Consider the following 23,655-nt stretch of genomic DNA (forward strand, 5'->3'; position numbering starts at 1 on the left):
GGAAGCCCTCGGCTGTCCGTCGGTTGTGTAACGGAAGGAGGAACGGGGTAAAGCGGGTGACCGGTTCAGGGTGTTGTGGGGTGGTACGACCGGCCGTACCGGCGGGGCACGTGTGACGCGGCCGCGTCCGACGCCGGACGCGTGGGCGCACGGGCCGTGCCCGGCGTCAGGTCATCGGCAGCCGGTACAGGCCGCCCGGCAGCGGCTCCACCAGACCGTCGGCGACCAGACCGTCCAGCGCGCGGGCGCGCTGCACCGGCTCGTGCCACACCCGGTCCAGCGCGGCCTGCGGCACCGGAGCGTGCGCCTCCCGCAACACGGCCAGCAGCCGTCCGCGGACCTGACGGTCCGTGCCCGCGTACGTCTGGCCCCGGCGCGGCGGACCGTCGTGGGCCGGCTTGCCCGCCAGCCGCCAGGCGCACTGCGCGGCGATCGGACAACGGTGGCACGACTCGTTCTTCGCCGTGCACACCAGCGCGCCCAGCTCCATGGAGGCGGCGGCCCACCGCGCGGCGGTCGCGGCGTCCTCCGGCAGCAGGGCCCGGGCCAGCCGGCGCTCGGCGGCGGTGGTGGCGTTCGGCGGGTACTGCGCACCGGTGACCGCGCGGGCGAACACCCGGCGCACATTGGTGTCCAGCACCGCGTGCCGCTGCCCGTACGCGAACGACGCCACCGCCGCGGCCGTGTACTCCCCGATGCCGGGCAGCGCCAGCAGCTGGGCGTGGTCGGCCGGTACGTCGCCGCCGTGCCGCTCCGTTATGGCGACGGCGGCGCCGTGCAGCCGGAGCGCGCGGCGCGGGTAACCGAGCCGGCCCCAGGCGCGGACCGCCTCGCCGGGAGCCTCCGCGGCGAGGTCGGCGGGGCGCGGCCAGCGGGCCAGCCACTGCTCGTAGACGGGCAGGACCCGGTTCACCGGGGTCTGCTGCAGCATGAACTCACTGACCATCACCCCCCACGCACCGGCCTCCGGGCGCCGCCACGGCAGATCCCGGGCGTGCTCGTCGAACCAGTCGATGACGGGGGAGTGCAGCGGCTCACCGGGAGCACGTTCGGACACGGAATCGGCGTCGGGGCCGTACGGGGGTTTGGTGGGAGCAGTCATGGCACCTCGATCCTCCCACGCCGGGACCCGCCCGCGGTGGGAGCGCCACGGCGGGGCCTCCCGCAGGGTGACGGCGTACCTGACGATCGACAGCGGTGGCGCACCCTCGCCCGCTTGTAGCGTCGGGGCCATGGATCGTGCCCGTCCCGCCGCGCTCGGCACGGGCTGCCTGCTCTGGGCGGCCCTCTCCCTGCCGGCGGTCTGCGCCGACCGGCTCGGGCTGAACGAGCCGCGTCCGCTCTGGCAGCAGCTCGCCGGACTCGGCGTGCTCGCCGCCGCCACCGCCGCGTCCCGGCGCCGGCCGGCGGTCGCCTTCGGGCTGACGGCCGCGCTCGGCCTCGCCTCCACGCCCGCGCTGTTCAGCGTCTCCTACGGCCCCGCCCTCGCGGTGTTCGCGCTGTTGCTCGGCCTGCGGTCGCCCCGTACGGCTCCCGCGGCGCTGTGCCTCGCCGCCGTCGCCTGCGCCGGCACCGTGAAGATCGCGTCCGCGGGGGCCGATCCGGTCCCCGAGTGGCTGGTCCTGACCGGCACCCTCCTCTTCGGCTGCGTCCTCCCCTGGCTCGGCGGGCGCTACTGGCGGCAGAGCCGCGCGCTCACCGCGGCGGGCTGGCTGCGGGCCGCCCGCCTGGAGGAGGAGCAGCGCCTGACCGGGGAACGCGCCCGGCTGCGCGAGCGGGCCAGGATCGCCCAGGACATGCACGACTCCCTGGGCCACGAGCTGAGCCTGATCGCCCTGCGCGCGGGCGCCCTCCAGGTCGCCCCCGACCTCCCCGGCCACCACCGGGCCGCCGCGGCCGACCTGCGCGCCGCCGCCGCCGACGCCACGGACCGGCTGCACCGCATCATCGGCGTCCTGCGGGAGGACGACGAACCGCTGCCGCTCGCCCCGGCCGGCGAGAACGTCGAGCAACTCGTCGCCCGCGCCGCCGAGTCCGGTCTGCCGGTGCGCTGGGAGACCGGCGGGCGGGGCACGGCCGTGTCGCCCGGCGAGGTCGCCGAGCGGCTGCTGCACCGGGTGACCAGGGAGGCGCTGACCAACGCGGCACGGCACGCACCGGGCGCGCCCGTCGTCGTGGCGGTGACGGGGGGCGACGGACGGGGAGCGACCGTCACCGTCACCAACGGCCGGTCGGCCCACGACGGTTCCCGGGCCCTCGGCGGCGGTTCGGGACTGCTCGGACTGCGCGCCGCCGTCACCGCGGTCGGCGGCACGTTCGAGGCGGGCCCGCACGCCGACGGGTTCCGCGTCCGGGCGTACGTCCCCGCGCGGGCGGACGCGGAACCCGCGCCGGCGCGCCCCGCCTCCGCCCCCTTCACGCGCGCCCGCCGCCGTGTCGCCGCCGGTCTCGGCGCCGCCGCCGGCGCGGGCGTCGTCCTGGCCGGCGCGGCCTTCGGCTGGTACGCGTACACCGAGACGCACGCGGTGCTGGAACCCGCCGCCTATGCCGGACTGCGCCTGGGCACGCCGGTCGCGGACCTCGCGCGGACGCTGCCGGACCGGCGCGTCCAGGACCCGCCGACGGAGCGCGCGCCCGCACCGCCCGAGGGCGCCGACTGTCGCTACTACCGCGCGAGCGGCGAGCTCTTCGTCTCCGTCGACCACTTCCGGCTCTGCTTCGACGACGAGGGGCGCCTGGCCGCCAAGGACGTGGTCCCGCGCGTCGGTCCGTCCGGCGAAGGGCGGGACGAGAGGGAGGAGTTCGCACCGTGATCCGGGTCCTGCTGGCCGACGACGAGGCGATGGTGCGTGCCGGGGTGCGCGCCATCCTGGGGAGCAGCGGCGAGACGGAGGTGGTCGCCGAGGCGGGCGACGGGCGCGAGGCCGTCGAGCTGGCCCGGGCGCACCGCCCCGACGTGGCGCTGCTCGACATCCGCATGCCCCGCCTGGACGGGCTCGCGGCGGCCGAGGAGATCGTCCGCACCGTCCCCGGCACGGCCGTCGCCATGCTGACCACGTTCTCCGAACGCGCCTACGTCGCCCGCGCCCTCGGCGGCGGCGTCACCGGCTTCCTGCTGAAGTCCGGCGACCCGTACGAACTCATCGCGGGCACAAGGGCGGTGGCGGGCGGCGCCGCCTTCCTGTCGCCCAAGGTGGCCCGGTACGTCATCGAGGGCCTCGGCGGGGCCGACGGCGGCGGCCGGCTCGCCCGGGAGGCCGAGGCGCGGGCGCGCGTGGCGCTGCTGAGCCCGCGCGAACGCGAGGTCCTCGGCCTGGTCGGGGCCGGACTGTCCAACCCGGAGATCGCCGCCCGGCTGCACCTCGTCGAGGGCACGGTGAAGGCGTACGTCAGCGCGGTCCTCGACCGGCTCGGCGTGCGCAATCGCGTACAGGCGGCGATCGTCGCCCACGAGGCGGGCCTGGTGGCGGACTGAGCCCGCTCAACGGCGCCGGTGCGCGGCGTACGGCTCCGCCGCGCGGGCGACCGTCTCCGGTCCCGGCCCGGTGAACCACCGCGCGGTGGACGCCGACGACGCGCGCATCGTCTCCGTGAGCCGGACCGCCGGGCGCGTGCCCAGGCGTACGGCGGTGAGGGCGACGACCGCGCCGAGCAGCAGGCCCGCCGCCACGTCGTGCGGGTAGTGCACGCCGACGAACACCCGGGAGAACGCCAGGAGCAGGGCCAGCGGGGCCGTCAGCAGGACGAGCGCGTGCCGGACCAGGACCAGGGCGAGGGCCGAGGCGCCCGCGATCGTGGCGTGGTTGCTCGGGAACGACCAGTCGCCGTGCGGCGGGCACTCCGCCAGGGACGGGGCGGCGCCGGTGACCGCCCGGCACGGACGCTCCTGCGTCACAACGGACTTGAGCACCTCGCTGCACACGTACGCCACAGCCGTGGCCAGAGGTGCAAGGGCCGCGATCGCGAACGCCCGGGTGTCCGCGTGTCGTGCGCGCCACCAGCCGGCCACGAACAGCGCGACGAACACCAGCAGTCCGGCCTCCGTCCCGATCTCGGCCGTGTGCCGCACCCATGCGGGGGTGTCGTGCGCGTAGTCGGTGATGTCGCGGTAGAGCCCGCTGTCCACGAAGTCCATGGTCACGGACGGTAGGCGAGGCGCCGATACGGTCACACCCCGCGATCGTCCCGTGTCGGCCCTGACGAAAGACAGGGGTGGCAGGGCCCTTACCGGGATGATGATCCGGAAAAGTTGTGCGTGGAGCGGCGGGTGGGACAAGCGAACGCGCCGATCTCTCGTACAGTTTGCGCCGTGGGATCTCTGCGCAATCCGGTCGGGCCGCTTCCCTCCACCATCTACTGGCGTCGGAGGGCCGTACTGCTGTCCGTGCTGGCCTTGTTGGCGTTGTTGATCACCTGGGTGGTGGTCTCCGGCGGCGGGGGCGGTGGTGGCCGTGACAACGGGGCCAACGGCAAGAATCCCGCACCCTCCATCACTCCGGGGCCGTCGAGTTCGGGGCCGGCGATCAGTCAGGCGCCGGGCGGGCGGGACGAGTCGGGGAGCGGCGGGTCCGGCGGTTCGGACGGTTCAGGCGGTTCCGGCGGTTCCGGCGGGTCCGGGTCCGGCGGCTCGTCGTCCGGGGCCGGGGACGGGGCCGACGGCGACCCCGCGGGCTCCGGTGGCGGCGTCGGCGGCAGTGCGGGCGGGGATTCCGGGGGCGGTGCGTCGGCGGGGGTCGGCGCGGGTGACGCGCTGCCGTCCGGGTCGGGTTCCTCGCTCCCCAACTGCACGCCGAACGCCGTGAAGTTGACTCTGCGCAGCTCCCGCAACGCCTACGAGCCGGGGCAGACACCCACGTTCCTGCTCACCGTGCGGAACACCTCCGGGGGCGACTGCAAGGTCGATCTCGGGCCGGAGAACGCGGTGTTGACGATCACTCCGGCGAGCGGCGACGACGCGTACTGGGCGTCGGACGACTGTCCGAAGGGGGCGCGGAGCCTGGTGTTCCGGGTGCCGGCGGAGGACAGCATCACGTACACCGTGGAGTGGGACCGCAAGGCGAGCGCGCCGGAGTGCGCGACGCCGAAGGCCGGTGCGGCCGGTGCGGGCACCTACCTGGTGGAGGCGAAGGCGCCGGGCTTCGAGAAGGCGCGGACGTCGTTCGTGCTGAAGGCGGACTGACCCGGCTGCGGGCAGCCGTGCCTCCCCCGCTCATGGGGGAGGAGCCGAGCGGGGGACGGCAGGCGCTGGGGGTGCCCTCTCTGAGGGAGGCGCCCCGCGAACGCGGGTGAGTGAAGCCCGCCCCCGCGGCGGCCGCCGGCTTCCTAGACGTACCGCTCGAGGATCGAGCTCTCCGCCAGCCGCGAGAGCCCCTCGCGCACGCTCCGCGCCCGCGCCTCGCCGACCCCCTCCACCGTCTGCAGATCGTCCACGCTCGCGGCGAGCAGCTTCTGCAGCCCGCCGAAGTGTTCCACCAGGCGGTCGATGACCGTCCTGGGGAGCCGCGGCACCTTCGCCAGCAGCCGGAAACCGCGCGGCGACACCGCCGAGTCCAGGGTCTCCGGGGAGCCCGTGTAGCCCAGCGCGCGGGCCACTGTCGACAGTTCCAGCAGTTCCGCCTGGGGAAGCGCGTCCAGTTCGTGCAGGGCCTCGTCGACCGTGCGGGAGCGCTTGGCGGTGGGCTCGGGCACGTAGTCCCGCACGATCAGCTCGCGCTCCGGCTCCACACCCGCGATCAACTCGTCCAGCTGGAGGGCGAGGAGACGCCCGTCGGTGCCCAGTTCGACCACGTATTCGGCGATTTCGGTGGCGATGCGGCGCACCATCTCCAGCCGCTGCGCGACCGCCGAGACGTCCCGGACGGTCACCAGGTCCTCGATCTCCAGCGCCGACAGCGTGCCGGCGACCTCGTCGAGACGGAGCTTGTAGCGCTCCAGGGTGGCCAGCGCCTGGTTGGCGCGGGACAGGATCGCCGCCGAGTCCTCCAGGACCCGGCGGTGGCCGTCGACGTACAGCGCGATCAGGCGCATCGACTGGGAGACGGAGACGACCGGGAAGCCGACCTGCTTGGAGACGCGGTCGGCGGTGCGGTGCCGGGTGCCGGTCTCCTCGGTCGGGATGGTCGGGTCCGGCACCAGCTGGACGCCCGCCCGCAGGATCTTGGACAGGTCGGACGAGAGCACGATGCCGCCGTCCAGCTTGCACAGCTCGCGCAGCCGGGTCGCGGTGAACTCGACGTCCAGCACGAAGCCGCCGCTGCACAGCGTCTCGACGGTCTTGTCGGAACCGAGCACGATGAGACCGCCGGTGTTGCCGCGGAGCACGCGCTCCAGGCCGTCACGCAGGTGGGTGCCGGGCGCCACGGCGCTCAGCGAGGCGCGCATCAGGCCATCGGAACCGGTACTCCCACCGGACTTTCCGGGAGCTGCCGCCCGGTCGTTGGCTGCCACTGCACTCCTCCGGTCGCAGGTTCTGGGCGCCCCCGTTTCTCGCACTCGGTTCGTACGGACGGGCGAGACCTGGGCAAAGTCTACCGGCGGTCCTCCTCGTCCCGTGGGGCCTCTCGGCGACGGGAGCGCGGAAGGACCCGCAGGGCGTCCCCCATGTCCGCCACTTCCAGTACCTTCATGCCCGCCGGGACCTTGCCCGGATCGCTCGGCACCAGGGCGTGCGTGAAGCCCAGGCGGTGCGCCTCGGCGAGCCTGCGCTGGACGCCCGTGACCCGTCTCACCTCACCGGCCAGTCCGACCTCGCCGATCGCGACCAGGTTCTTCGGCAGCGGGGTGTCGATCGCCGCCGACGCCAGCGCGAGCGCCACGGCCAGGTCGGCGGCCGGCTCCGAGAGCTTCACCCCGCCGACCGTCGCGGAGTAGATGTCCCGTTTGCCCAAAGCGCTGATGCGACCCCGCTGTTCCAGCACCGCCAGCATCATCGACACGCGTGAGGTCTCCAGACCGGACGTGGTGCGCCGGGGCGAGGGGATCTGCGAGTCGACCGTGAGCGCCTGCACTTCGGCGACCAGGGGGCGGCGGCCCTCCAGGGTGACGGTCAGACAGGTGCCCGGGACCGGCTCGGCACGACGGGTCAGGAAGAGTCCGCTGGGGTCCGCGAGGCCCGTGATGCCCTCGTCGTGCAGCTCGAAGCAGCCCACCTCGTCCGTCGTGCCGTAGCGGTTCTTGACGCCGCGGACCAGACGCAGGCGCGCGTGCCGGTCGCCCTCGAAGTGCAGGACGACGTCCACCAGGTGCTCCAGCAGGCGCGGCCCGGCGATCGCTCCGTCCTTGGTGACGTGGCCCACGAGGAGCGTGGACATCCCGCGCTCCTTGGAGGCGCGGATCAGCGCGCCGGCCACCTCGCGGACCTGGGCCATGCCGCCCGGGGCCCCGTCGATCTCGGGGGACGCCACCGTCTGCACCGAGTCCATGATCAGCAGGGACGGCTTCACCGCGTCCAGGTGGCCGAGCACGGCGGACAGGTCCGTCTCGGCGGCGAGGTACAGGTGGTCGTCGATGGCGTGGATGCGGTCGGCGCGCAGCCGGACCTGGCTCGCCGACTCCTCCCCGGTGACGTACAGCGTGCGGTGCTCCTCGCTCGCCGACTTGGCCGCCACGTCCAGCAGCAGCGTGGACTTGCCCACGCCCGGCTCGCCCGCGACCAGCACCACCGCGCCGGGCACCAGTCCGCCGCCGAGTACCCGGTCCAGCTCGGGCACGCCGGTGGAGCGGGCGGTGGCCTGACGGCCGTCGACCTGGCCGATGGGCAGGGCGGAGGTGGTGACCCGCCCGGGCGCCGTCGTGCGGACCGCGGGCGCGCCGTACTCCTCGATCGTCCCCCAGGCCTGGCACTCGGGGCAGCGGCCGAGCCACTTGGCCGTCTGCCAGCCGCACTCGGTGCAGCGGTAGGACGGGCGGTCCTTGGAGGTCTTGGTACGGGCAGCCATGCGGAAAAGGTAACGGCACGCACTGACAACGGTGCCGCCGCGCCCTCGCCCGGCGCACGGGGACGGGGGCGGCGGCACCGCAGGAGAGGGCGGCTCGCGGACCGGCGAAAGGTTCCTGTCCCCGATAGAGGGATCGTTTCACCCGTACGGATTAAAAGTGCGCAGGGCTCCGGGAGGCGCCGCCCCGCGCCGCCTACGGTCGCCGGATGACGAGCAGTGGCCCGGAGACCCCGACCCGCACGACCGGAACACACCGGACGCACCGGGAGGCGCGCGACCGCGGGGCCGCGCGCACGCTGGCCCAGCGGCCGGCCACCCGCTACGCGTCGCACGTGGACGGCCTGTTCACCTACTGCCTGTCCGTCCTGTGCGACCACGACGCGGCGACCGCCGCCCTGGCCGACGTCCTCGTGCTCGCGGAACGCCGCAGTCGGCACGCCCCCGACGAGCTCGGGAGCCGCAGGGCCTGGCTGTACGCCCTGGCCCGCTGGGCGTGCCTGCGCGAGCTGGCCGAGGCCGGGCGCACACGCCGGACCGCCCACGCCGCGGGCCGCGCCGACCGGCGGCGGACGGCCGGGACCGCCCCGGCCGTCTCCGAGGAGGTCCAGGAGCAGCGCCGCCGCGAACTGGCCGCGCTGGCCTGGCCGGAGGCCGCCGGCACCACGCCCGAGCAGCGCGAGGCGCTCGAACTCGCCGTGCGCCACCACCTCGCCGCCCACGAGGTCGCCGCCGTGCTCGGCATGCGGCCGGCCGCCGCGCGCGAGCTGCTCGCCGCCGCGGCCTGCGAGGTGGAACGCACCCGCGCGGCGCTCGCCGTCGTCGAGACCGGCGCCTGTCCGGGCGTGGCGCACCTCACCGGCGACCGGCGGCTCGTGCTCAGCGCGGTCCTGCGCCGGGAGCTCGTCCGGCACGTCGACGACTGCCCGCGCTGCCGCCGCACCGCCGAGCGTGCCGTTCCCGGCCGCTGGCCCGGCACCAGCGTCACACCGGACGCGCTGCCCGTCCTCCCGGCGCCCGGCGCGGCCCTGCACGCCGCCATGGCGCACCCCTCACGCGCGCGCGGCGCCGCGCCCCGCTTCGACCGGCACGGCTTCCCGATGGACCTCAAGGACCGCGTCGCCCGGCGGGACCGGCTGCGCGCGCGTGCCGTCACGACGACGGTCGTCGCCACCGTCGTCGCCGCGCCGGCGCTCGCCCTGTGGGCCGCCTACCGGAGCACTCCCGTGGGCGAGGACCGGGACGGCCGCCCGGCCTCCGCGCGGGAGGACGGCGGCCCCCTCGACCTCGACGGCGAGGGAGCGGGCGGCTACGAGAACACCGGCAACACGAGCACCCGGCCCGGAACCGGGTTCGGCGGGAACGGCGAGCCGGACGTGTCCGTGGAGGTCGTGAGCGTCGCCGGAGCCGGGCGCAAGGGCGCCGCCGCGCTGGACGTCACGGCCGACCACAGCGGCGACACCACGCTGATCACCCTGACCGCGAAGGGTTCCGAACCGGTCCGCTGGTCCGTGTCGACGGGAGCGTCCTGGCTCTATCCGAGCCGCTCGTCGGGAACGCTGGCCCCCGGCGAGTCGGTGACGGTCAAGGTCCACGTCGACCAGCTGCGCGAGCCGTCCGGCCCCTGGAGCGCGACCGTGACGGTCTCGCCCGCCGGTTCCGTCGTGACCATCGACGGCCACGGTCCCGCACCCTCCGCCCCGGGCGGCGGCTCGCCCCCCGGCCACCCCGGCGGTCCGGGCGCCACGCACCCCGGCTCGCCGAGCGGCCCGCCCCCGCCGTCGCCCGGCCCGGAGCCGACGCCCACGACGCCGGCGCCCCCGGAACCCACGCCGAGCGACCCGCCGTCCTCACCCGACCCGGACCCCCGGTCGGGCGGTCCGTCCCCCACCGGGCCCACCCCCTCCGAGCCGGTGCCGGCCGGCCCGCGGGACGCGTCGCCGGCCGCCGGGGGCGACGGCCCGGGCCCGGGCACGTCCGCTTAGGCGTCGCCGTTCGGGAGGCCGTGGACGGTGACAGGCCTCCCGGCCTGCCGGGCGCCGGGCCCCGTACCGGACGTACTCGGCCCGGTGCGGCGGTGGCGGCACCTCCCGCTCGAGCGGAGCCGGGAGCGAAGCCGAGAGCGGAGGAGCGTGCACGGCGTCGCCCGGCGGACAGGACCTCCGCCGCACCCCTAGGGGCGTCGGACGGGGTCCGCCGGATGCGGGGCCAGCAGGGGCAGCTGCGAGGCCAGCCGTTCCTCGCACAGCTCGACCAGACGGTCGTAGCCCGCCTTGCCCATCAGCTCGGTCAGCTCCGCGCGGTAGGAGACGTACACCGGGTCCCCGGCACCGTGCGCCGAGGTGGCCGAGGTGCACCACCAGTGCAGGTCGTGGCCGCCCGGACCCCAGCCCCGGCGGTCGTACTCACCGATCGACACCTGCAGCACGCGCGTGTCGTCGGGCCGGTCGATCCAGTCGTAGGTCCGCCGGACGGGCAGCTGCCAGCACACGTCCGGCTTGGTCTCCAGCGGCTCCCGGCCCTCCTTGAGGGCCAGGATGTGCAGCGAGCAGCCCATGCCGCCCGCGAAGCCCGGCCGGTTCTGGAAGATGCACGAGCCCTGGAACGGGCGGGTCTGGCGGTCGCCGTCCTCGTCCTGTGAGACCCAGCCGTTCCGCGTGCCCTCCGCGTGGTGCTGCCAGATGTCCGGTGTGAGCCTCGCCACATGCCCGGCGACCCGCTTCTCGTCGTCCTCGTCCGAGAAGTGGGCGCCCAGGGTGCAGCAGCCGTCGTCCGCGCGGCCCGCCTGGATGCCCTGGCAGCCGCTGCCGAAGATGCAGTTCCAGCGAGAGGTCAGCCAGGTCAGGTCGCAGCGGAAGACCTGCTCGTCGTCGGCCGGATCAGGGAATTCCACCCATGCGCGGGCGAAATCGAGCCCCTTCTCGTCGTCCGCCGGAGCCGTCCCCGGCGTCCGCGGTGCTGTCGCCCGCGAAGAACCCTCGGCCGGTCCGGCCTTCTTGTCCTTCCCGGCCTTCTTGTCCGTCTTCTCGGCCTTCGCCTTTTTCGTCTTTGGCACCCGTCCAGGGTAAGTCGCCCATGTCCCCCGACGGGAGCGGCCCGGCCGCCGCGGACCGGGTATCACGCCGCGCGGCGGGCAGTAGCGTTCCGTCCATGAGACTCGGTGTCCTCGACGTGGGTTCGAACACGGTGCACCTGCTGGTGGTGGACGCGCACCCCGGCGCGCGTCCGCTGCCCGCCCACTCGCACAAGGCGGAACTGCGCCTCGCCCAGCTCCTCGACGACGACGGGGCCATCCACCCCGAGGGTGTCGACAGACTGGTCGCGGTCGTCCACGAGGCGCTCCAGGCCGCCGAGGACAAGGGCGTCGAGGAACTGCTGCCGTTCGCGACCTCCGCGGTGCGCGACGCCGGCAACGCCGACGACGTGCTCACACGCGTGCGCGAGGAGACCGGGGTCGAGCTGCAGGTGCTCAGCGGCGGCGAGGAGGCCCGGCTCACCTTCCTCGCCGCCCGCCGCTGGTTCGGCTGGTCGGCGGGGAAACTGCTCGTCATCGACATCGGCGGCGGCTCCCTGGAGATCGCCTACGGCATGGACGAGGAGCCCGACGCCACGGCGTCCCTGCCGCTCGGCGCCGGCCGCCTCACCGCCGCCCGGCTGCCCGGCGACCCGCCCGGGCCGGACGACGTGCGCGCGCTGCGCCGCCACGTCCGCACCGAGATAGCCCGCACGGTCGGGGAGTTCAGCCGCTTCGGCGCACCCGACCACGTGGTGGCCACCTCCAAGACCTTCAGACAGCTCGCCCGCATCGCCGGCGCCCCCGGCTCCGCCGAGGGCCTGTACGTCCAGCGCGAGCTGAAGCGGGAGTCCCTGGAGGGCTGGGTGCCGAGGCTCGCCGCCATGACCGCCGCCGAGCGCGCCGAACTGCCCGGCGTCTCCGAGGCCCGCGCGGGCCAGCTGGTCGCCGGGGCGCTGGTCGCGGAGGGCGCCATGGACCTGTTCGGCGTGGAACGCCTGGAGGTCTGCCCCTGGGCCCTGCGGGAGGGCGTGATCCTCCGCAGACTGGATCACATGGGCCAGGGATAGCGGCCCCGCGCCCATGACAAACACCACAACGGCGAACGGGCACCCCGCATCCACCCGGCCCCACCCCGTAATCTGAGGCTCGTGGCAGAAGCAAGGGACGCAGTCCGCATTCCGGATGCGAAGGTCGCCCTGTCGACGGCCTCCGTCTACCCGGAGTCGACGGCGACGGCCTTCGAGATCGCCGCGCGCCTCGGGTACGACGGCGTCGAGGTCATGGTGTGGACCGATCCGGTCAGCCAGGACATCGAGGCCCTGCGCAGACTCAGCGACTACCACCGCATCCCCGTCCTGGCCGTCCACGCGCCCTGCCTGCTCATCACGCAGCGCGTGTGGTCCACCGACCCCTGGACCAAGCTCCAGCGGGCCCGGGCGGCCGCCGAGAAGCTCGGCGCGAGCACGGTCGTCGTCCATCCCCCCTTCCGCTGGCAGCGGCAGTACGCCCGCGACTTCGTGGACGGCGTCTGGCGGATGGCGAACGAGACCGATGTGCGGTTCGCCGTCGAGAACATGTACCCCTGGCGCTACCGCGACCGCGAGATGCTCGCGTACGCCCCCGACTGGGACGTCACCAAAGAGGACTACCGCCACTTCACGATCGACCTCAGCCACGCCTCGACCGCCCGCACCGACACCCTGGGGATGATCGACCGCATGGGCGACCGCCTCGGCCACGTCCACCTCGCCGACGGCAGGGGCTCCGCCAAGGACGAGCACCTGGTGCCCGGCCGCGGCGACCAGCCCTGCGCCGAGGTGCTGGAGGGCCTCGCGTCGAGCGGCTTCGACGGCCATGTCGTCATCGAGGTCAACACCCGCCGGGCCATGTCGAGCGCGGAGCGCGAGGCCGACCTGGCCGAGGCGCTGGCGTTCACCCGGCGGCACCTGTCCGCCGCCTCCACGATCGAGGCGCCGCGGCGATGACCGGCATCGCCTCGGGCGACGGCCCGGATACTCCCGCGCGGAGCGACGGCACCGCCCGGCGCCGCGGCCGTCCCCCTCGTACGGAATCGGCGGGCGGGTGGCGCCGGTGGTGCAGGGGCACCTCACCGGGCGCTGACACCCCTCCGGACCGAGACACCCGTCCCGAAATCCGGACACCCCGTCCCGCCCACTGGATGACCGGCGTACGCTCGACGGCAGTCATAACTCTCCGAAGGAGCGAGCGACGATGCCCGAGCTGAGGTCCCGCACAGTCACCCACGGCCGCAACATGGCGGGCGCCCGCGCCCTGATGCGCGCCTCCGGTGTACCGGGTGCGGACATCGGCCGCAAGCCGATCATCGCGGTCGCCAACAGCTTCACGGAGTTCGTCCCCGGCCACACCCACCTGGCCCCGGTCGGCCGGATCGTCAGCGAGGCGGTCGTCGCGGCCGGCGGCATCCCGCGCGAGTTCAACACCATCGCCGTCGACGACGGCATCGCGATGGGCCACGGCGGCATGCTGTACTCCCTGCCCTCCCGCGACCTGATCGCGGACAGCGTGGAGTACATGGTGGAGGCGCACCGCGCGGACGCCCTGATCTGCATCTCCAACTGCGACAAGATCACCCCGGGCATGCTCAACGCGGCCCTGCGGCTGAACATCCCCACGGTCTTCGTCTCCGGCGGCCCGATGGAGTCCGGCCGCGCCACCCTGGTCGACGGCACCGTCCGCACACTGGACCTGGTCGACGCGATGTCGGAGGCGGTCAACGAGAAGATCTCCGACGCGGACATCCTCCGCATCGAGGAGAACGCCTGCCCCACCTGCGGCTCCTGTTCCGGCATGTTCACCGCGAACTCGATGAACTGCCTCACCGAGGCGATCGGCCTCTCCCTCCCCGGCAACGGCTCGGTCCTCGCCACCCACACCGCCCGTAAGGCGCTCTACGAGAACGCCGCGCGTACGGTGATGGACCTGACCCGCCGCTACTACGAGCAGGACGACGACTCGGTCCTGCCCCGCAACATCGCCACCCCCGCGGCCTTCGGGAACGCCATGGCGCTCGACATCGCGATGGGCGGCTCCACCAACACGATCCTGCACCTGCTGGCCGCCGCCCAGGAGGCGGAGGTCCCCTACGGCCTCACCGAGATGGACGCCCTCTCGCGCCGCGTCCCCTGCCTGGCGAAGGTCGCGCCCAACGTCGCCAAGGACCGCACGTACTACATGGAGGACGTGCACCGTGCGGGCGGCATCCCCGCCCTCCTCGGCGAACTGCACCGCGCGGGCCTGCTCAACGAGGACGTGCACTCCGTCCACAGTCCCTCCCTCGCGGACTGGCTGAAGACCTGGGACATCCGCGGCGGCTCCCCGTCGCAGGAGGCCGTGGAGCTGTGGCACGCGGCCCCCGGTTGCGTCCGTTCCGCCGAGGCCTTCTCCCAGTCCGAGCGCTGGGACTCCCTCGACGAGGACGCCGAGGGCGGCTGCATCCGCTCCGCCGAGCACGCCTACTCCAAGGACGGCGGCCTGGCCGTCCTGCGCGGCAACCTCGCCGTCGACGGCTGCGTCGTGAAGACGGCCGGCGTCGACGAGTCCATCTGGACCTTCGAGGGCCCGGCGGTCGTCTGCGAGTCACAGGAGGAGGCCGTCGAGAAGATTCTCACCCAGCAGGTCAAGGAGGGCGACGTCGTCGTCATCCGCTACGAGGGCCCCAAGGGCGGCCCCGGCATGCAGGAGATGCTCTACCCGACGTCGTACCTGAAGGGCCGCGGCCTCGGAAAGGCCTGCGCCCTGATCACCGACGGCCGCTTCTCCGGCGGCACGTCCGGCCTGTCCATCGGCCACGCCTCCCCGGAGGCGGCCTCGGGCGGCACCATCGCCCTGGTCGAGGACGGCGACCGCATCCGCATCGACATTCCGAACCGCTCGATCGAGCTGCTGGTCGACGAGGCGGAACTGACCCGCCGGGAGCAGGCCCTGAACGGCCGGTACGCCCCGAAGAACCGCGACCGCAAGGTCTCCGCGGCGCTGAAGGCGTACGCGGCGATGGCCACCAGCGCGGACAAGGGCGCGGTGCGCGACATCACCAAGCTGGGCTGAGCCCCACCGGGCCGCGCCCAGGGCCGCTTCCGCACCGCGGGGGCGGCCCTCGCCGCACCCGGCCCCGGGTCCCGCCCGGCCGCGGTGCCCCCGGGGACGCGGAGGCGTGGACAGGACCGTCCGCGATCACCGGCTCGGCGGTCCCTGTGCCGGCCTTCCCGTTCCGGGGTGCCGTCCGTTCGAGCGGCCGCCCGCCGGGATCACCAGCCGGCCGGATCCCGCCCGGCCACGGCGAACACGGTCCCGTCGGGAGCGCCGGCGTAGACGTGGCCGCCCGCGAGCACGGGCGCGGGCAGCGCGGCGGGTACCCGGTCGGAGTCGGCGCCGAGCCGCGGCCGGGTCTGCCCGAGAAGCTTCCCCGCGCGGGCGTCGACGCCCAGCAGCCGCCCGTCGGGCGCGGTGACGTACACGTGCCGCCCGTCGGAGACGGGCGCCGAGCCCCGGCTCACGCCCGTCTCCAGCCGCCACCGCTGTTTCCCCGCCGCCATGTCGACCGCCACCAGCGAACCGCCCGCACCCATGAGGTGCACGGTGTCCCCGTGCACGCCGGCCTCCGCCTGCGCGACCGGCACGGGCAGCGTCACCCGGCGGACGGCCCCGGTGGCGGGCGTGTAGCGGAGCACGGCCTTCACGTCCCCGTGGACGGCGCCGCCGACGAGGAGGTACACGGACCCGTCCGCCGCCCCCACCGGCGTCAGCGCCCCCTCCAGCTCCGCGTCCCACCGCACGTCCCCCGTCGCCGGATCCACCGCGGTGACCCGGGTCCCGCTCCCGTCCCCGGACGGACTCGTCGTGTACGCCGACGGCTCTCCCGTTCCCCCCGTCTCCCCGGCGAAGGAGGAGAAGTACGGCACGGCCTGCCCCGGAATCCGGTGGGACCACCTGGTCCCGCCCGAGGCGCCGTCCACGCCCGTGACCGTCCCGTCGGAGCGGGTCAGCAGGAGCGTGTCGCCGACCGCCCGCACTCCGTCGTACGCGGGCGCGTCCTCCTGCCACACCGGCTCGCCCGTGGCGGGGTCGAGCGCCTCCAGGTCACCGATCCGGTCGAGGGAGGGCTGGACGAGGCCGCCCGACACGACCGGCGGTTCGCTCCGCGTCGTCCCCGCCACCTCGTGCCGCCACAGGGTGCGGCCGTCGGCCGGATCGAGGGCGAGGACCAGACCGGGCAGCGCGCACAGCAGCTTCTCCGCCCCGTACGAGCACTGGGGCATGCCGCCGCCCTCCGGGCCGGGCGCCGTCTCCCACACGCCGAAGCCGCCCGGCGCGCTCTGCGCGGCCGGGGTCTTCCGCGCCGTCTCCTCGCCGCCGAACACCCGCACCGAGGCGAGCCCGCCGAGCACGGCGAGGCAGAGCACCCCGGCCACCAGGACCCTCCTCCTGCCGAGACGCCGCGCGGGCCGCTCCGCGGGCGCGTCCGCCGAGGGCTCCGGCGCGGCCCCCTCCGGCGCCTCCTGCGCCTCCCGGGTCCGCTGCGCCGGTACGAACACCTGCGTGTCGTACGCCGCCGACACCGACCGCAGCTCCCGCATCAGCTCGTCCGGCGTGGGCCGGTCGTCGGGCTCCTTGGCGAGACACCGCAGCACCAGCGGCGCGAGCGACTCCGGCACGCCGGTCAGATCGGGCTCGTCGTGCACCACCTGGTAGGCGACGACGTACGGGCTGTCGGAGTCGAACGGACCGCGTCCCGTCGTCGCGTGCACCATGAGCGACCCGAGCGCGAACACGTCGGCCGCGGGTCCCACCTCCCGGGGCCGCCGGAACTGCTCGGGTGCCATGAACGGCGGCGTGCCGATCAACTTCCCCGTCTCGGTGCGCAGTTCGCTGTCCTTCGGCCGGGAGATGCCGAAGTCGATGACCTTCGGACCGTCCTCGGCGAGCAGCACGTTGCTCGGCTTCAGGTCCCGGTGCACGACCCCGACCCGATGGATGTCGCGCAGCGCCTCCGCGAGCCCGGCCATCAGCCGACGCGACTGGTCCGGATCCATGGGCCCGTTCCGCTTCACCTGCTCGGAGAGCGTCGGACCGGGAATGTACAGGGTGGCCATCCAGGGTCGCCCGCCCTCCGGATCGGCGTCGACGACCGGCGCCGTGAAAGCCCCGCTCACCCGCCGCGCCGCGGCCACCTCCTGCCGGAACCGTCCCCTGAACTCGGGATCCCTGGCGTACCGGGCGTGCACGACCTTCACCGCGACCCGCATCCCGGAGGTGCTCCGGGCCAGATGCACGACGCCCATGCCGCCCGAGCCCAGACAGGACTCCAGACGGTAGTGGCCGGCGTACTCCGGAAGTTCCGCTTCCGCGCCCGCTCCGGTGTTCTGCTGCGGCGCCATGGAACCACCCCCCGTGCTGTTCGTTCGCGCGCGCGACGCTCGGAGCCTAGTCGATGGTGTGTGCGAGGCCGAGGCGGCTTGCCCGCTTCCGTGTGCGCATCGAAAACCGGTGTTTCACTGTGTGTTGCAGGGGAATCAACGTGGCCCCACGACGGTCGTGGGGCGCAACGGGGGAGGTTTTTCCATGTCTGTGGACCAGAGCCGGGACATCGCGGGCGGGGACGGGAAGGCGGCCGCGCAGGCCGTCACCACGGCGGCCGCGACCGCGAGCTCCTACCCGGTGGCGCCGGGCTACCGGCTGAACGTGCGCAGTGGTCCCGGCACCGGCTACTCGGTCGTCCGGACCCTGCCCGAGGGTTCCAGGGTCGCGATCAACTGCCAGACGCCGGGCACCTGGGTGACGGGTCCGTACGGCGCCTCGAACATCTGGGACAACATCGGCAGCGGCCAGTACGTCTCCGACGCGTACATCCGCACCGGCAGCGACGGGTACGTGGCCCCGCGCTGCTAGTGACGTCCCTCCTCGGGACCCGACGCCGCCCGACCGTGCCCCGCGGCTCCGCACGGAGCCGCGGGGCACGGTCGCGCACGCCCCCGCGACGGGGGCCGGCAGGGGAGGGGACCTGCGTGCGCACGCGGGGGAGGCGTCACAATCGACCGGTGAGCGCAGCAGAGAACGACACGAGCGGCACCCCCGCCGGCCCGCGGCCCGAGCCCATCCGCTTCTTCGGCACGACCTGGGTCGACCACTCCGGCGGCTACACCGCCCGCCGCGTCGGCGTCGCGGTGGGCTCCCTCGCCGCCGCGGCCGCCGCCTGCCTGGTCCTGCGCCTCGCCTACGACGGGCTCCGGATCGCCGACGTCGGCGGCTTCGTCCCGCTGCTCATGGTCGTGATGTTCGCGATCTGCAGCTCGCTCGCCTTCCGCCACACCTGGTCCGCCTTCACCACCCGCCCCGACCCCGACCGCCAGGCCTCCCTGCGCGGCCTGCTGGCCGTCGGCTTCGTCGGCTCGCTCCTCGCCTACTTCCTCCGCACCTTCACCGAGGCCCCGGGCGAGAAGCTCCACCGCGCCGAGTACGACAGGGCCCGCGCGGACTACGAGAAGCGCACCACCCGCCGCTCGGGCGATCCGTCGAAGAAGCGCCGCCGCTCCTGACCCCACCGGAGACCCCGGCCACCATGGCCGTATGACGACGCCCAGGGCCGACCACCTCACCCGAGCCCACTCCTTCAACGCGGCAGCCGCCCGGTACGCCGCCAACCGCCCCTCCTACCCGCCCGCCCTCTTCGACGCGATCGAGGAACTGACCGGCCGCCCCTCGCCGGCTCCCGGGTCGTGGACGTCGGCGCCGGCACGGGGATCGCGACCGCCCGTCTGCCCGCGCGCGGCACCCACGTGATCGCCGTCGAGCCCGGTGACGGCATGGCGGCCGAGTTCCGCCGCACCCTCCCCGGCGTGCCGGTCGTCCGGGGCGACGGCAACGCCCTCCCCCTCGCCGGCCACCACGCCGACCTCATCGCCTACGCTCAGGCCTGGCACTGGACCGACCCCGTCCGCGCCGTCCCGGAGGTGGTATGGGTCCTGCGGCCGGGCGGCGTGAACAGCCCGTCCGGCGTGTACGGACGAGGCCGTTCAGGCCGATGGGGGTCCGGGGGCACAGCCCTCGGGGACGGGACGGGGCGGGACGGGACGGGACGGCGGGGGCGAGGAACCCGGACGGCACCCCACCGCCGACGTCCCGCCCCCTGGACGCCCCACCCCCCCCCACCCGCCGGGATGCGAGGATGCCCACAGGACGACGCACCCCCGGAGGGCACCCCAGCCATGACCCAGAAAGTCGCAGTCCTCGGCACCGGAAAAATCGGCGAAGCCCTGCTCAGCGGAATGATCCGCGCAGGCTGGGCCCCCACCGACCTCCTCGTCACCGCCCGCCGCCGGGAACGGGCCGACGAACTCCGCACCCGCTACGGGGTCACCCCGGTCTCCAACCAGGAAGCCGCCAAGACCGCCGACACCCTGATCCTCACGGTCAAACCGCAGGACATGGGCGCCCTCCTCGACGAACTCGCCCCCCACGTCCCCGCCGACCGCCTGATCATCAGCGGCGCCGCCGGCATCCCCACCGCCTTCTTCGAGGACCGTCTCGCCACCGGCACCCCGGTCGTCCGCGTCATGACCAACACCCCCGCCCTCGTCGACGAGGCCATGTCGGTCATCTCCGCCGGAAGCCACGCCACCGCCGACCACCTCGCCCACGCCGAGGAGATCTTCGGCGCCGTCGGCAAGACGCTCCGCGTCCCCGAGTCCCAGCAGGACGCCTGCACCGCCCTCTCCGGCTCCGGCCCGGCGTACTTCTTCTACCTGGTCGAAGCCATGACCGACGCCGGCATCCTGCTCGGCCTGCCCCGCGACAAGGCCCACGACCTGATCGTCCAGTCCGCGATCGGCGCCGCGACGATGCTCCGCGACAGCGGCGAACACCCGGTGAAGCTGCGCGAGAACGTGACCTCCCCCGCCGGCACCACCATCAACGCCATCCGCGAACTCGAGAACCACGGCGTACGGGCCGCCCTCATCGCCGCCCTCGAAGCCGCCCGCGACCGCAGCCGCGAACTCGCCGGCGGCGCCAAGGACTGACCCTCCCCCGGCCCGCCGGTCGCCCGAGCCGGAGGGCCCGGCCACGGGGCCCCCAAATGCCTTGGCGCCGCGTGAGCAGGGATATTGAATCCGTGCTCATGCCAAGATCGTGAAGGAAGAGGGGACTCTCCGTGTTACTGGGGTGGGGACGAACCGACGGGAACGGACACGACCGGAGACGGCGCAGGGGAGCCGGAGCCACGGCCGCCACGGTCACTCACATTCCGCAACAGTCGGGGCTCTACCGTCTCCAGGTCCAGGCGGTGGACGGGACGGGCTGGCCCGGAGCCTCCACCGAACTGACCTTCAAGGTCGCGGCCGGCGAGGCCGACATCGGCCGCTGGCACTGTCTGGGCCGGTGCCGTGTCCTCGGCTCAGCAGCTCAGCGAGGTGACCGGCGACTGACCGAGGCCGCCGGCCAGGCTTGCCTCCGCCCCGCCCCGTCCCATGCCAGGGACGGGGCTCACTTCGCCGCGGTCAGGACGTCCTCGGTCGTCACCACGTCCGCGAACCCGCCCCCGTGCAGCGACACCGCCGACGCACGCGCCAGCTCGTCCGCGCTCCGCCGCCAGCCGAAGGGCCCCTCCAGGCCGAAGGTGTACGTCGCGTCGAACGCGACCACGACCTCGTACCCGAGGTTCCCGCCCATCCGCGCCGTCGTCTCGACACACATGTTCGTCTGGATCCCGGCCAGCACGACCTGCGAGATCCCCGCCTCCCTGAGCCAGGCGTCCAGATCCGGTGTCCCGAGGAACGCCGAGTTCACACTCTTGGTGACCAGCAGCTCGGCCCCGCTTCCCTTCCCGCGCCGCCGCTCCACATACTCCTTGAACCCGTTGCCCTCGTCCCCGGTCCGCAACGGCGACCCGGGCTCGACCGAGTCGTGCCGCACGAAGACGACCGGCCGACCGGTCGACTGCCATACGTCGATGAGGGCGGCGATGTTGTCGTCCGCGGCCGGGTTGTTCCGCGTCCCCCAGAAGCCGACCTCCTCGAAGCCCTTCTGCACGTCCACGACCACCAGTGCTGCGTTCTGCGCGATGTCCATGCCCACGATCGTGCCGCCCGGCAGCACCGGCTCACAGAGGTCCAAAAGCCAGCGATCGATGGTTTACTGCCACTCATGGCAGCCCCCTACCGCGTGGCCCTGGTCGCCTTCCCCGGCATCCGCGCCTTCGACGTCTCCGTCATCACCGAGGTCTGGGGCCCCGACCGCACCGACCGCGGCGCCCCCGCCTTCGACCTGCACCGCGCCGCCACCGACACCACCCCCGTCCCCATGCGCGGCGGCCTCACCCTCCTCCCCGACCGCCCCCTCACCTGGCTGACCGACGCCGACCTGATCGTCGTCCCCGGCCTCGACGACCACCTCACCCCCGCACCACCCCCGGTCCTCGACGCCCTCCGTCACGCCCACGCCCGCGGCACCACCATCGCCGCCCTCTGCGGCGGCGCCTTCACCCTCGCCCAGGCCGGACTCCTCGGCGGCCGCCGCGCCATCACCCACTGGAACCTGATCGACCTCTTCCGCGCACACCATCCCCACGTCACCGTCGTCCCCGACGCCCTGTTCATCGAGGACGACAACATCTGGACCGCGGCCGGCACCGCCGCCGGCATCGACCTCTGCCTCCATCTCATCCGCCTCGCCCACGGAGCCGAGGCCGCCGCCACCATCGCCCGCTCCATGGTCACGGCCCCCTTCCGCACCGGCACCCAGGCACAGTTCATCGAGCACCCCACCCCGCGCGCCGACCGCAACACCGACGCCCTCGCCGCCGTACGCGAGCACGCCCTGCGCCACCTCCACGAACCGCTCACGGTCGCCGACCTGGCCGCCCACGCCGGCATGTCCTCGCGCACCTTCGCCCGCCACTTCACTGCGGCCACCGGCACCACCCCGCTGCGCTGGCTCCTCGACCAGCGCATCGCCGCGGCTCAGCGCCTCCTGGAACGCACCGACCTCCCCATGCCCGAGGTCGCCCGCCGTGCGGGCTTCGGCAGCGAGGTCACCATGCGCCAGCACTTCGCATCACGCCTCGCCACCAGCCCTCGTGCCTACCGGACCGCGTTCAGCACGGGCGCCCCGGTATCCGAGCCCGCCGGCAACAAGCCGATCGCCCGGTAGGCGGCATCAACGGTCGGCCGGGCCATGCCCCGCGCCCGCTCCGCACCCTCCCGCAGCACCCCCTCCACATAGCCGGGATCCGCGCACAACTCCCCGTGCCTCTCCCGCACCGGCCTCAGCACCTCGACCACCGCCTCCGCGGCGTCCCGCTTCAGGTCCCCGTACGACTCGTACACACCGGCCAACGCCTCCGGGTTCCCGCCCGAGCACGCAGCCAGGATCTCCAGCAGATTCGCCACCCCCGGCCGGGACTCCCTGTCGTACACGACGTCCCGCCCGCTGTCGGTCACCGCCCGCATGACCTTCTTCCGCGCCACGTCCGGCTCGTCCAGCAGGTAGACGATCCCCGGCCCGGTGTCGTCGCTCTTGCCCATCTTCGACAGGGGGTCCTGCAGATTCATCACCCGAGCCGCCACCGACGGATTCGTCGCCCGCGGCACCACGAACGTGTGCCCGTAGCGCTGGTTGAACCGCACCGCCAGATCCCGCGCCAGCTCCACGTGCTGCGTCTGGTCGTGACCGACGGGCACCTCGTCCGTCCCGTACGCCAGGATGTCGGCCGCCATCAGCACCGGATACGTCAGCAGCGACAGCCGCACGCTCCCGCCCCGCCGCTGTTCCCGCGCGGCCTTCTCCTTGTACTGGATCATCCGCCGCATCTCGCCGTCCGTGGCCACGCACTCCAGCAGGTACGACAGTCGCGCGTGCTCGTCCACGTGGCTCTGCACGAACAGCGTGCACAGTGCGGGGTCCAGCCCGGACGCCAGCAGCAACGTCGCCGCCTGCCGGCTCAGCCTGCGCACCCGCGCGGGATCGTGGTGCACGGTCAGCGCGTGCAGATCGACGACGCAGAACAGCGCGTCCGCCCGGTGCTGGTCGACCGCGGCCCACTGCCGCATGGCGCCCAGGTAGTTCCCCAGCGTCAGGTGCCCGGTCGGCTTGATCCCACTGAAGACCCGTGTCATCTCTTCTCTTCTCCGTCTCCGGTCCAAGGCCGCCGTCCCCGGCTGGCCGCCCCTCGGAGTCCTGGAGGGAGAAACAGAAACGGCCGCCGAGGCGGCGGCCGTCGAGTGCGCACGTAGGAGGCGGCCGCCGTCAGGCGGCCCACCAGAACTGGCTGTACGTACGCGTGGTCATACGGGCCAGAGTACGCCCGGAGGGTGGGACGAGGCAGCGGGTTGACACGCTCCGGCAGGATCCGTATGGTTCTCCGAGTTGTCCGACGTGAGCGCCGACCCCGGTCGGTCCCCGGACAGCCATTCCACAAGTACCACCACTGTTCGGGACAGCGTTCTGTCTGCTGTCACGTCCTTGGCATACGTATTTGTGAAATGAGGAATCCGCGCCCGAAAGGGAGCAGGACCCCGATTAGGTCGGGGACCGGGAATCCGCTAAAGTCTCACTCGTCGGAACGGCCCAACGGCCGTGAAGACAGCCCGCTCCGACCGGGAATCAGGCCCGAAAGGATCTGATAGAGTCGGAACCGCCGGAAAGGGAAACGCGGAAGCGGGACCCCGGAAA

At 73.9% G+C, this 23,655-nt stretch carries 19 protein-coding genes and 1 pseudogene; 12 read left to right on the top strand and 8 right to left on the bottom strand.

The window, feature by feature from the left end:
* Positions 1-166 precede the first annotated feature (166 nt).
* Positions 167-1,102 (bottom strand): A/G-specific adenine glycosylase, encoded by a 936-nt coding sequence (locus tag ADK41_RS31285; protein WP_030836031.1) that lies wholly within the window; start codon positions 1,100-1,102, stop codon positions 167-169.
* Between the two features lie 130 nt (positions 1,103-1,232).
* On the opposite strand from ADK41_RS31285, the gene ADK41_RS31290 reads away from it, so the two are divergent.
* Entirely contained in the window at positions 1,233-2,813 is a 1,581-nt protein-coding gene (locus ADK41_RS31290; protein WP_030836035.1) for a sensor histidine kinase, read from the top strand.
* Positions 2,810-3,475 carry a response regulator transcription factor gene (locus ADK41_RS31295; protein ID WP_030836040.1) on the top strand — a complete coding sequence of 222 codons (666 nt, stop codon included), beginning with the start codon at positions 2,810-2,812 and terminating at the stop codon, positions 3,473-3,475. Before ADK41_RS31290 ends, ADK41_RS31295 begins: the two co-directional genes overlap by 4 nt.
* Positions 3,476-3,481: 6 nt before the next feature.
* On the opposite strand, the gene ADK41_RS31300 is transcribed toward ADK41_RS31295, so the two are convergent.
* Positions 3,482-4,135 carry a phosphatase PAP2 family protein gene (locus tag ADK41_RS31300; protein ID WP_030836043.1) on the bottom strand — a complete coding sequence of 218 codons (654 nt, stop codon included), beginning with the start codon at positions 4,133-4,135 and terminating at the stop codon, positions 3,482-3,484.
* A 174-nt stretch (positions 4,136-4,309) separates the two neighbouring features.
* Here ADK41_RS31300 and ADK41_RS31305 point away from each other — a divergent pair, with 174 nt between their 5' ends.
* Positions 4,310-5,179 carry a hypothetical protein gene (locus ADK41_RS31305; protein ID WP_030836046.1) on the top strand — a complete coding sequence of 290 codons (870 nt, stop codon included), beginning with the start codon at positions 4,310-4,312 and terminating at the stop codon, positions 5,177-5,179.
* A gap of 143 nt (positions 5,180-5,322) precedes the next feature.
* Here the strand turns inward: ADK41_RS31305 and disA are convergent, their stop codons facing one another.
* Both disA and radA read right to left on the bottom strand, forming a co-directional pair.
* Positions 5,323-6,447 carry a DNA integrity scanning diadenylate cyclase DisA gene (disA, locus tag ADK41_RS31310; protein ID WP_030836049.1) on the bottom strand — a complete coding sequence of 375 codons (1,125 nt, stop codon included), beginning with the start codon at positions 6,445-6,447 and terminating at the stop codon, positions 5,323-5,325.
* 80 nt (positions 6,448-6,527) lie between these two features.
* Positions 6,528-7,937, bottom strand: a complete 1,410-nt coding sequence (gene radA / locus ADK41_RS31315; protein WP_030836052.1) for a DNA repair protein RadA — start codon at positions 7,935-7,937, stop codon at positions 6,528-6,530.
* A 206-nt stretch (positions 7,938-8,143) separates the two neighbouring features.
* Here radA and ADK41_RS31320 point away from each other — a divergent pair, with 206 nt between their 5' ends.
* Positions 8,144-9,919, top strand: coding sequence for a BACON domain-containing protein (locus ADK41_RS31320; RefSeq protein ID WP_037805294.1), 1,776 nt, complete (start codon positions 8,144-8,146; stop codon positions 9,917-9,919).
* A 188-nt stretch (positions 9,920-10,107) separates the two neighbouring features.
* On the opposite strand, the gene ADK41_RS31325 is transcribed toward ADK41_RS31320, so the two are convergent.
* Entirely contained in the window at positions 10,108-10,989 is an 882-nt protein-coding gene (locus ADK41_RS31325) for a hypothetical protein (RefSeq protein WP_030836060.1), read from the bottom strand.
* Between the two features lie 95 nt (positions 10,990-11,084).
* Between ADK41_RS31325 and ADK41_RS31330 the strand changes: the two genes are divergently transcribed.
* The 3 genes from ADK41_RS31330 (at position 11,085) to ilvD (ending at position 15,036) form a co-directional block, all read left to right on the top strand.
* On the top strand, positions 11,085-12,017 hold the full coding sequence (locus ADK41_RS31330) for a Ppx/GppA phosphatase family protein (protein ID WP_030836063.1): 933 nt from the start codon (positions 11,085-11,087) through the stop codon (positions 12,015-12,017).
* An 81-nt stretch (positions 12,018-12,098) separates the two neighbouring features.
* Complete coding sequence (locus ADK41_RS31335) at positions 12,099-12,935, top strand: sugar phosphate isomerase/epimerase family protein (RefSeq protein WP_030836067.1); 837 nt, start codon at positions 12,099-12,101, stop codon at positions 12,933-12,935.
* A gap of 247 nt (positions 12,936-13,182) precedes the next feature.
* Positions 13,183-15,036 (top strand): dihydroxy-acid dehydratase, encoded by a 1,854-nt coding sequence (gene ilvD, locus ADK41_RS31340; protein ID WP_030836069.1) that lies wholly within the window; start codon positions 13,183-13,185, stop codon positions 15,034-15,036.
* A gap of 200 nt (positions 15,037-15,236) precedes the next feature.
* Here ilvD and ADK41_RS31345 read toward each other — a convergent pair whose 3' ends face one another.
* Positions 15,237-17,366, bottom strand: a complete 2,130-nt coding sequence (locus ADK41_RS31345; protein WP_030836071.1) for a protein kinase domain-containing protein — start codon at positions 17,364-17,366, stop codon at positions 15,237-15,239.
* A gap of 184 nt (positions 17,367-17,550) precedes the next feature.
* Here ADK41_RS31345 and ADK41_RS31350 point away from each other — a divergent pair, with 184 nt between their 5' ends.
* From ADK41_RS31350 to proC, 4 genes and pseudogenes are all read left to right on the top strand, one after another.
* The gene (locus ADK41_RS31350) at positions 17,551-17,877 is read left to right on the top strand and encodes an SH3 domain-containing protein (RefSeq protein ID WP_030836073.1); all 327 of its coding nucleotides are present in this window, start codon (positions 17,551-17,553) and stop codon (positions 17,875-17,877) included.
* A 149-nt stretch (positions 17,878-18,026) separates the two neighbouring features.
* Positions 18,027-18,524: a hypothetical protein gene (locus tag ADK41_RS31355; RefSeq protein ID WP_030836075.1), complete on the top strand. Its 498-nt coding sequence runs from the start codon at positions 18,027-18,029 to the stop codon at positions 18,522-18,524.
* A gap of 31 nt (positions 18,525-18,555) precedes the next feature.
* Positions 18,556-18,965: pseudogene (locus ADK41_RS40110) on the top strand (class I SAM-dependent methyltransferase); the annotation flags it as partial.
* A gap of 228 nt (positions 18,966-19,193) precedes the next feature.
* The gene (gene proC, locus ADK41_RS31360; protein ID WP_030836077.1) at positions 19,194-20,006 is read left to right on the top strand and encodes a pyrroline-5-carboxylate reductase; all 813 of its coding nucleotides are present in this window, start codon (positions 19,194-19,196) and stop codon (positions 20,004-20,006) included.
* A gap of 463 nt (positions 20,007-20,469) precedes the next feature.
* Here proC and ADK41_RS31365 read toward each other — a convergent pair whose 3' ends face one another.
* A complete protein-coding gene (locus tag ADK41_RS31365) occupies positions 20,470-21,054 on the bottom strand; it encodes a cysteine hydrolase family protein (RefSeq protein WP_030836079.1) in 585 nt (194 codons plus the stop codon).
* A gap of 75 nt (positions 21,055-21,129) precedes the next feature.
* Here ADK41_RS31365 and ADK41_RS31370 point away from each other — a divergent pair, with 75 nt between their 5' ends.
* Positions 21,130-22,134, top strand: a complete 1,005-nt coding sequence (locus ADK41_RS31370; protein WP_030836081.1) for a GlxA family transcriptional regulator — start codon at positions 21,130-21,132, stop codon at positions 22,132-22,134.
* Here ADK41_RS31370 and trpS read toward each other — a convergent pair.
* Positions 22,065-23,099 (bottom strand): tryptophan--tRNA ligase, encoded by a 1,035-nt coding sequence (trpS, locus tag ADK41_RS31375; protein ID WP_030836084.1) that lies wholly within the window; start codon positions 23,097-23,099, stop codon positions 22,065-22,067. The two genes, ADK41_RS31370 and trpS, sit on opposite strands and share 70 nt — an antisense overlap.
* Between the last annotated feature and the right edge of the window lie 556 nt (positions 23,100-23,655).

It is taken from the genome of Streptomyces caelestis (assembly GCF_001279005.1).
In the GTDB taxonomy this organism is placed as follows: domain Bacteria; phylum Actinomycetota; class Actinomycetes; order Streptomycetales; family Streptomycetaceae; genus Streptomyces; species Streptomyces heliomycini.

Bases quoted from the DNA above. Each gene is read 5' to 3' on its own strand.
- ADK41_RS31365 (WP_030836079.1), bottom strand. From the start codon at position 21,054: ATGGACATCGCGCAGAACGCAGCACTGGTGGTCGTGGACGTGCAGAAG.
- proC (WP_030836077.1), top strand. From the start codon at position 19,194: ATGACCCAGAAAGTCGCAGTCCTCGGCACCGGAAAAATCGGCGAAGCC.
- ADK41_RS31300 (WP_030836043.1), bottom strand. From the start codon at position 4,135: ATGGACTTCGTGGACAGCGGGCTCTACCGCGACATCACCGACTACGCG.
- ADK41_RS31320 (WP_037805294.1), top strand. From the start codon at position 8,144: ATGACGAGCAGTGGCCCGGAGACCCCGACCCGCACGACCGGAACACAC.
- radA (WP_030836052.1), bottom strand. From the start codon at position 7,937: ATGGCTGCCCGTACCAAGACCTCCAAGGACCGCCCGTCCTACCGCTGC.
- ADK41_RS31345 (WP_030836071.1), bottom strand. From the start codon at position 17,366: ATGGCGCCGCAGCAGAACACCGGAGCGGGCGCGGAAGCGGAACTTCCG.
- ADK41_RS31350 (WP_030836073.1), top strand. From the start codon at position 17,551: ATGTCTGTGGACCAGAGCCGGGACATCGCGGGCGGGGACGGGAAGGCG.
- ADK41_RS31330 (WP_030836063.1), top strand. From the start codon at position 11,085: ATGAGACTCGGTGTCCTCGACGTGGGTTCGAACACGGTGCACCTGCTG.
- ADK41_RS31285 (WP_030836031.1), bottom strand. From the start codon at position 1,102: ATGACTGCTCCCACCAAACCCCCGTACGGCCCCGACGCCGATTCCGTG.
- ADK41_RS31290 (WP_030836035.1), top strand. From the start codon at position 1,233: ATGGATCGTGCCCGTCCCGCCGCGCTCGGCACGGGCTGCCTGCTCTGG.
- ADK41_RS31370 (WP_030836081.1), top strand. From the start codon at position 21,130: ATGGCAGCCCCCTACCGCGTGGCCCTGGTCGCCTTCCCCGGCATCCGC.
- ilvD (WP_030836069.1), top strand. From the start codon at position 13,183: ATGCCCGAGCTGAGGTCCCGCACAGTCACCCACGGCCGCAACATGGCG.
- trpS (WP_030836084.1), bottom strand. From the start codon at position 23,099: ATGACACGGGTCTTCAGTGGGATCAAGCCGACCGGGCACCTGACGCTG.